The 7487-nt window shown below is 65.2% G+C and carries 5 protein-coding genes and 2 pseudogenes; 5 read left to right on the top strand and 2 right to left on the bottom strand.

Annotation, left to right across the window (positions count from 1 at the left end; all coding sequences use genetic code 11):
- The 5 genes and pseudogenes from N416_RS0119890 to N416_RS21945 all read left to right on the top strand — a co-directional run.
- A pseudogene (locus N416_RS0119890) lies at positions 1-157 on the top strand (type VII secretion protein EsxS); the annotation flags it as partial.
- Between the two features lie 17 nt (positions 158-174).
- Positions 175-462 carry a WXG100 family type VII secretion target gene (locus N416_RS0119885; RefSeq protein ID WP_024443849.1) on the top strand — a complete coding sequence of 96 codons (288 nt, stop codon included), beginning with the start codon at positions 175-177 and terminating at the stop codon, positions 460-462.
- Between the two features lie 123 nt (positions 463-585).
- Positions 586-1551, top strand: a complete 966-nt coding sequence (locus N416_RS0119880; RefSeq protein WP_036458725.1) for a TauD/TfdA family dioxygenase — start codon at positions 586-588, stop codon at positions 1549-1551.
- 50 nt (positions 1552-1601) lie between these two features.
- Positions 1602-2393: pseudogene (locus N416_RS0119875) on the top strand (type VII secretion AAA-ATPase EccA); the annotation flags it as partial.
- Positions 2394-2705: 312 nt separating this feature from the next.
- On the top strand, positions 2706-3458 hold the full coding sequence (locus tag N416_RS21945) for an LpqN/LpqT family lipoprotein (protein WP_081654640.1): 753 nt from the start codon (positions 2706-2708) through the stop codon (positions 3456-3458).
- Here the strand turns inward: N416_RS21945 and N416_RS0119865 are convergent.
- Positions 3455-5680, bottom strand: a complete 2226-nt coding sequence (locus tag N416_RS0119865; protein ID WP_024443845.1) for an arylsulfatase — start codon at positions 5678-5680, stop codon at positions 3455-3457. The two genes, N416_RS21945 and N416_RS0119865, sit on opposite strands and share 4 nt — an antisense overlap.
- 138 nt (positions 5681-5818) lie before the next feature.
- Complete coding sequence (locus tag N416_RS0119860) at positions 5819-6772, bottom strand: bile acid:sodium symporter family protein (protein WP_024443844.1); 954 nt, start codon at positions 6770-6772, stop codon at positions 5819-5821.
- Positions 6773-7487 lie beyond the last annotated feature (715 nt).

The following is a 7487-nucleotide window of genomic DNA, read 5'->3' as shown; positions in this document are numbered from 1 at the left end:
GGCGGCTGCGGCGTTTCAAGGGTCGCATGCCCGGTTTGTGGCGATGGCGGCGCGGGTGAATGCGTTGCTGGATATGGCGCAGGTGAATCTGGCGGATGCGGGCAACACCTACGTGGCTGCCGACGCGGCCGCGGCGAGCTCTTACACCGGATTCTGACCAGAAGGGATTTTGTGATGTCACAGATTCTGTACAACTACCCGGCGATGCTGGCCCATGCGGCTGAGATGAACGGGTATGCGGGCACGTTGCAGGCGGTGGGTGCTGACATTGCCAGTGAGCAGGCGGCGTTGTCGGCGGCGTGGCAGGGCGATACGGGTATGACGTATCAGGCGTGGCAGGCGCAGTGGAATCAGGCGATGGAGGAGTTGGTGCGGGCCTATCACGCGATGGCTACCACCCATGAGACCAACACCTTGGGCATGCTCGCCCGTGATACCGCCGAAGCCGCCCGCTGGGGCTGACCCCTCACTCTGACCGAAAAAAATTCTGCCGCAACGTATTAAGCAGGCTGACGTGTTGGATTCCTATCCGCGCCTCGGCTCGAACTTCTGATGAACCAGCCAGACCAACAAAGGAGAAGTCTCATGTCCACCCAATCGCTGTCCACCCGCTCCGATTTGGACGTCGTGAAACTCGGTGAATACATCGGCGCCCGGATCGATGGAGTCCAGCTGGGCGGTGACCTGGACAACGAGACCGTCACCGCGATCAACGACGCGTTGGTCGCTCACAAGGTGATCTTCTTCCGCGGCCAGCACCACTTGGACGATGTCGCCCAGTTCGAGTTCGCTCAGCTGCTGGGGACGCCGACGGCACCCCACCCGCTGTTGCCGGGCGAGGGCGCCATTCTTCCGATCGACTCCTTTGGCGGCACCGCCGCGAACAGCTGGCACACCGACGTCACGTTCGTGGATCGGGCACCCAAGGCGTCACTGCTTCGGGCCGTAGAGCTGCCGCCCTACGGTGGAACCACGCTGTGGGCCAACACGGTTACCGCCTACGAGCAGCTGCCCAATCCGCTGGCCCGGTTGGCGGACGAGCTCTGGGCGGTGCACAGCAACGCCTTCGACTACACGCAGCTCGACCTGACGGACTCCAAGCAGCTTGAGAAGTACGCAGACCTTCTGCAATCCGAGGAGTTTCAGCAGTACATCCAGACGTTCAACTCCACCACGTACGAGACGCAGCACCCTGTGGTGCGGGTGCACCCCGAGAGCGGAGAACGCTCTCTGCTGTTGGGCAACTTCGTGCAACGAATCGCGGATGTCAAGCACTCCGAGTCGCGTGTGCTGTTCCAGCTCTTCCAGGAGCGGATCACTCGGCCGGAGAACACCATCCGGTGGAACTGGCAGCTGGGCGACCTGGCGATCTGGGACAACCGGTCCACCCAGCACTACGGAGTCTCCGATTTCGGTCAGGCGCACCGGCGGTTGCACCGGATCACCCTTGCCGGCGACATTCCGGTCAGCGTTCACGGTGAGCGCAGTCGCGTCCTCCAGGGCGACGCTTCGGCGTACTCCGTGATCGGAGAGCATCGAGCGGTGGCGTAAGCCACCAATCGTTTCGGGCCGTACAGCTTTGAGTGGGAAGTGATTCGAGGATGAATAACCGTGACGTGGGCGTGCTGGAGGCACGTACTCGCACAACCAAGGTGGATGCCGACATCGTCAGCCGGTTCGCCACCTGCAGTCGAGCGCTGGGTATCGCGGTCCACGGTCGGAAGCGGCCCGCCGACCTGGCCGCGGCCCGCACCGGCTTCGCAGCGCTGACCCGTGTCGCCCACGATCAATGCGATGCGTGGGTGGGACTGGCCGCTGCCGGCGATACCTCGGCACGGGTATTGGAGGCGGTTTGGCGCACCGAGCCGTCGGTGGGTGCCCTGCAACGGCAACTCGACCTGCAGCACGGTGCGCTGGGCTTCCACTACGACTCCGGTCTGTACCTACAGTTCCGTGCCACTGATCCCGACGACTTCCAGCTGGCCTACGCCAGCGCGCTGACCGCGGCAGGCCGGTATGGAGAGGCGTACCGGCTTGTCTCCGAGATCGCCGAGCGCCGACCGGGATTCCGTGATGCCCGCTGGGTCGCCACGGTGATCCACTACCGCGCCGAACGGTGGTCGGATGTGGTGAAGCTGCTGACTCCGATCGTCAACGACCCGGAGCTGGACGACTTGTACGCCCACGCCGCCAAGGTCGCCCTAGGCAGTGCCCTTGCGCGGCTGGGAATGTATGCCCCGGCGTTGTCGTACCTGGAGGAGCCGGACGGGCCGATCGCGGCCGCGGCCACCGACGGGGCCTTGGCCAAGGGATTGGTTCTTCGTGCGCAGGATGATGAGGAGACCGCGCTCCAACGAGCGTCGCTGGCGGTCCTGCACCCGTCATCGGTGCAACGCCTCGACGGCCATACCGTCCTGGCCCGCGACTGGCTGACACGGCTCCGCTGGCCCAGCAGCACCAACCGGCGTTCACCGGCCGATGTCACCGTGAGCTGAACAGCAGCTGACCTTGACCGCGGCGGGCCGTCGAATGCCTCGGTGACTTCGCCCTTTTAATCCGAATGCCGAAGCCGAATCACCGAGAAAGGTGCACTGTTCGCTACGGCTGCATTCCCCACTTAAGCGTGCCACCGCGCGATACCGCCGGCGGCCACCTAGCCGGTCGGCCCTGGCCCGGAGGCAACCGGGGATGGCTATTCTTTGCCGATGGACAGCCAAACACCCGGCAGCCAAGGGCCGATCTTCGAGGATCCGTCAGAGCAGCCGGCAAGTGACGCTGCCAACCGGCCTGCACGCCCATGGCTTCCAGTGGCCGTTGCTGCCGCCGCCCTCGTTATGGCCATTGCCCTGATCGCCGCTGCCCTGATCGCCGCTGCCCTGATCGTGAGTCGCCGCGGCCATGAGCCCGAGTCATCTCATCCCTTCGAGAGCGAGGCGTTTGGCAGCTCGTTGTCGAGCAGATGCAGCCCCAGCGCGGTGCCGCTCGCCGAACTCGATCACCGCACTGCCGACGAGCCCAGGCTGGCGCTGCCCCGACCGCCCGGCTGGGCCTTGGACCCCGCACCGAGACCGCCGGCAGTTCGGGCGGTGATGAAGGGCCCGGGCATTGAAGCCCACCGTAACCAGCCGAACGCCGTTGTGACACTGGAGAACCTCACCGGGGCAGTCAGAACTGCACAGGAAGCAATCGATTGGGAGATCGCGGGGTTATCCAAGATCGGCGTCGTTGTTGACCGCGTCCCCAGCACTGTTTGCGGCTACCCCGCCGCGACGCTTACCTACGACATGGGCCTGCCCGATCACGAGGCAACCTGCCTGATCGTGGCGGGCCGGGACAGCGCCGACAAGCTCTGGGCTGCCGTGGTCACCGTTCAGTCCTTCTACCCCGGTACCCCGGACTACGTGAGTGAAAAGCACGCAATCCTCAGCGGCTTCCAGTTCGCCTTCGCCGGCGACTAATCGGACTGCAGGGCGATGCGCAGGGCGTCGATCTGGTCGAGTTCGGCTTGCCCGGCCTGCACATGGACCGCATGCAGCGAGCCATTCCAGGCAAACGGCGGCTGGTAGTCATCGGAGACCGGTAAGCCTCGGTCGTAGCCGAGGGTGAGGTGCGTGCCACCGTGCTGCCAGATGAACGGCAGCGAATGTTCAGTCGTCGTGCTTGCGATGACGGTGTTGTCCACGACGGCGTCGACGGCGACACCGCCGGACACCAGCCGCAGTACGCAACCGACGAGGTGGCGCCCGGAGGGCAGTCGCTGCTCGCAACGCAGGTGCAGCGGTCCGCTGGGCAACGCCACCGCGACGTTCAGGCTGCCGTCGACGACGTAGGCGGCCAACCCGCCGTTGCGGTCGCCGATGGTGAACAGCACACCACGGGGCGTGTCCGGTGCGACCTCCACGTCGGCCAGGATGTGACCTCCGCCGGCCAGCATCGGCAGCGCTTCATCGAGCACCGGTCCGGCCTGCGGGTACAGCGTGACCTCCAGGCCGACCGGATACTGCGGCGATGCCGCAGCGGACAGTCGGCCGATGAGTGAGTCCAGCAGTGGCAGAACGTTGTTCGCTGCCGCTTCGTTCGCCCACTGCTCCTTGAGCTGTTCGATGATCTCCGGATGGTCCGCGGCGAGGTCGTGCGACTCGGAGAAGTCCTCGTCGAGGCGGAACAGTGCCCAGTGGTCGCTCTCGAAGTCGCGGCTGCCCGTGAGTAACAGGTCCTCGTCCATCACGCCGACTGGAACGTGATCGGTGGTGGCTTTCCAGCCGTCGGCGAAGATGGCCCGGGAACCCATCATCTCGAAGTACTGCACGGAACGCGGATTGGGTGCTCCGGGATCGGTGAAGGAGGGCAGCAGGCTGGCGCCCTGGATGGGCTGCTGTGCAATGCCGTCCACAAACTCCGGGGCGGAGACTCCGCACGCGTCGAGCACCGTCGGCAGGACGTCGATCGCGTGGGCGAACTGCCCCCGAACCCCACCGCCCTCACGAATCGTTCTGGGCCAGTGCGCGATAAACGGCACCCGGGTGCCTCCGAGCCACGTGTAGCGCTTCCACAGCCGAAACGGTGTGTTGCCAGCCCACGCCCAACCCCACGCGTAGTGCGGATAGGTGCGCGGTCCGCCCCACTCGTCGAGCTGCTCCAGGTTCTCGGTGAGGTCATCGCGCACGCGATGGGTGAACCGGTGCTCATTGACCGTGCCCGACACGCCGCCTTCGGCGCTGGCGCCGTTGTCGGACATCAACAGAATCAGGGTGTTATCGAGTACTCCGATGCGCTCAAGGGTGTCGACCAACCGGCCGATCTGTGCGTCGGTATGGCTGAGGAAGCCGGCGTATACCTCGTGCATCCGGGCGTACAGCCGGCGCTCGTCGGCACTCAGGTCCTCCCAGGCCGGCACCCATGGCGGCCGTGGCGTCAAGGTCGTACTGGCCGGGACGACCCCAGATTTCACCTGCCGAGCGAACAAGTCGTCGCGCCAGGAATCCCATCCGGCGTCGAATTTGCCCGCGTAGGCATCTGCCCAGGAGCGTTCCACGTGGTGCGGTGAATGCATGGCGCCCGGCGTGAAATACAGGAAGAACGGCTTGCCTGGGGCGCTGGCCTGTTGACTCAGCACCATCCGGATCGCTTCATCGGCGAGGTCTTCGGTCAAGTGGTAGCCCTCATCCGGCCGAGCCGGTGGCTCGACGAACGAATTGTCGCGAACCAGTTCCGGCGCCCACTGATTGGCATCGCCGCGCAGAAACCCGTAGTACCGCTCGAATCCCAACCCCAGCGGCCACTGGCTGAACGGCCCTGCGCCACCACGCTCCCCGCGTGGCACCAGATGCCATTTCCCGGTCGCCAGCGTGCTCCAGCCTGAGTCCCGCAGAATCCGTGGCAGCGTTGCCGCCGAGCGTGGAATGTGCGCGCTGTAGCCGGGATGCGTGGTGGGTAGATCTGCCAGGAAACCCATGCCGACCGCGTGGTGGTTGCGCCCGGTCAACAGTGCCGCCCGAGTCGGCGAGCACAGGGCGGTCACGTGAAACCGGTTGTAGCGCAGTCCTCCGGACGCCAGGCGATCGATGGTCGGCGTCGAGATATCCGATCCGTAGCAGCCGAACTGGGCGAACCCGAGGTCGTCGAGCAGAATCACCACGACATTGGGCGCGTCCTGTGGTGGGCGCTGGGGTTGGCTCATCTCGGTGTCGCCTTTCATTACGAACCGCGGGTAGTCAAGTGACTACGTTTGTCGAGAAGATTCTGGAGCGCCATTGCGGATCGCACGGTGCGGAAGGGAATTCGGCTGACCATGCGGCGCTCGCGCCCTTGAGGCGGCCTAGTTCGCCACCGCTTCTGACGCCGGGCACGCATCATCGCCGGGCGTGGACGACAGCGCCTGCGCTGTCAGCTCAGGGGCGCCGGACTGGCGGTCCGAGCGGTAAGCAGGGTCGAAGCGACGGACGGTGGCGACGAGCAGCAGCGCGATAACCGGTGCGATTACGCCGTACAGCGCCGGTACGGTGCCGATTTCGGCGCTGTCGAGCAGCTGTGGGCTCAGCGCTATCGCCGTGGCCACCATCGCGTTGTGCATCCCGATTTCCAAGCTGATGGCAATCGCCTGCCGCGGAGCAAGTTTCATCCACCGCGGCACGAGATAGCCGATGGCCAAGCTGATGGTGGCGAAGGACACGATGGCGCCGGTGAGGGCGCCGAGGTTGCTGAGCAGTGTCGACTGCCCTCCGGCGATCGCCGCTATGGAGATCGCGACCAGCAGCGTGGCCGCGGCGACCCGGACTGGCCGCTTCAAACGGCGAGCCAGCTCGGGGAAACGTTCGCGAATGGCCACGCCGATGGCAGTGGGAATGAGCACGAGACCGACCACTGCGACGAACTTGTCCAGCTGCAGCGGGATACTCCTTCCCTCGCCGGTGAACCAGGCGGTCGAGAATGCCAGGATCGCCGGTAGGGAGGCGATGGAGAGCACCGCGTTGATCGCGGTAAGCGTGAGATTGAGCGCCAGGTCGCCATTGACCAAGTGGCTGAAGACATTGGCCAACAGACCGCCGGGTACCGCCGATATCAGCATGAGTCCCACCGCGAGCTTCGGCGGAAGGCTGAACGCTTCGGCGATCAGCAGGCAGACGGTCGGCAGCACGATTGCCTGGCTGATCAGTGCGACCGCGAGCGGGCGCTTCAATGCGGCGGCCCGCCTGAAGTCGGCGACGGTGAGGGTCATTCCCAGTGCGAGCATGGCCGTCACGACGACCAAAGGGAAAAACCGGTTATCCATAATTCTCCGCGGTGTTCGTGCGCAGACGCCATGACGGTTAGGCCGCCCACCGGCGCCGGGGCGATGATGCAGTGATTGCTCAGCTTGCCGCAACCGGTCGCATTCCGGCCCGCAGATCGGGTCGGGCGCGAAGCGGGATATCGCCGCGAGGCGGGGCGTTGAGCAAACGGTTACACCAGCTTTCCCAGGGGCTTCGGCGGCGATATGAGTGGCCTGGATCCACCGATGAGGTCCGCTATGCCGACCGTCTGCCGCGGCGCCGTGCACCATGGAGCCTGGGCGGCGCTGAGATCATGAGTCAGGCCGGGATCGGCTTGCGTGGAGTGCCTAATCCACAGTGCTCCAAGGCAATTGCCACGCCGATGGTGAAGATCCGGGAAGTTCTCCCGCATCGGGCTCCGGCGCGGACGAGTCGCCGTGTCCGCTTCGCATCGTCTCGTCGACCGATGACGGCGGCGCCAGAATGACTCTTGCGATGGCCGGCGGCCACTCGCATCCCGACCAAGCGGGCCAATGACTGGCTACGCCCATCGGACCTTGAGGCCAGGCTGGAATCCTTTTGAGCGGAATCAGCGGCCGCGACGTCGCGCGCAGCGGGTGCAGTTGGGTGAGATCGCGCATCGGTTGTTTTCGCGACGATGTTTGCAGGCAATTCCGAGGCGCCCGCGTAGACTCACCGGGCGAACTTTTCATCAGAAACAGTGAGGTAGGGCAA

The sequence above is a fragment of the Mycobacterium sp. UM_WGJ genome, assembly GCF_000455125.1.
Lineage (GTDB): Bacteria > Actinomycetota > Actinomycetes > Mycobacteriales > Mycobacteriaceae > Mycobacterium.
The sequence above is the reverse complement of the archived record's forward strand: the minus strand, read 5'-3'. Positions and strand labels throughout refer to the sequence as shown.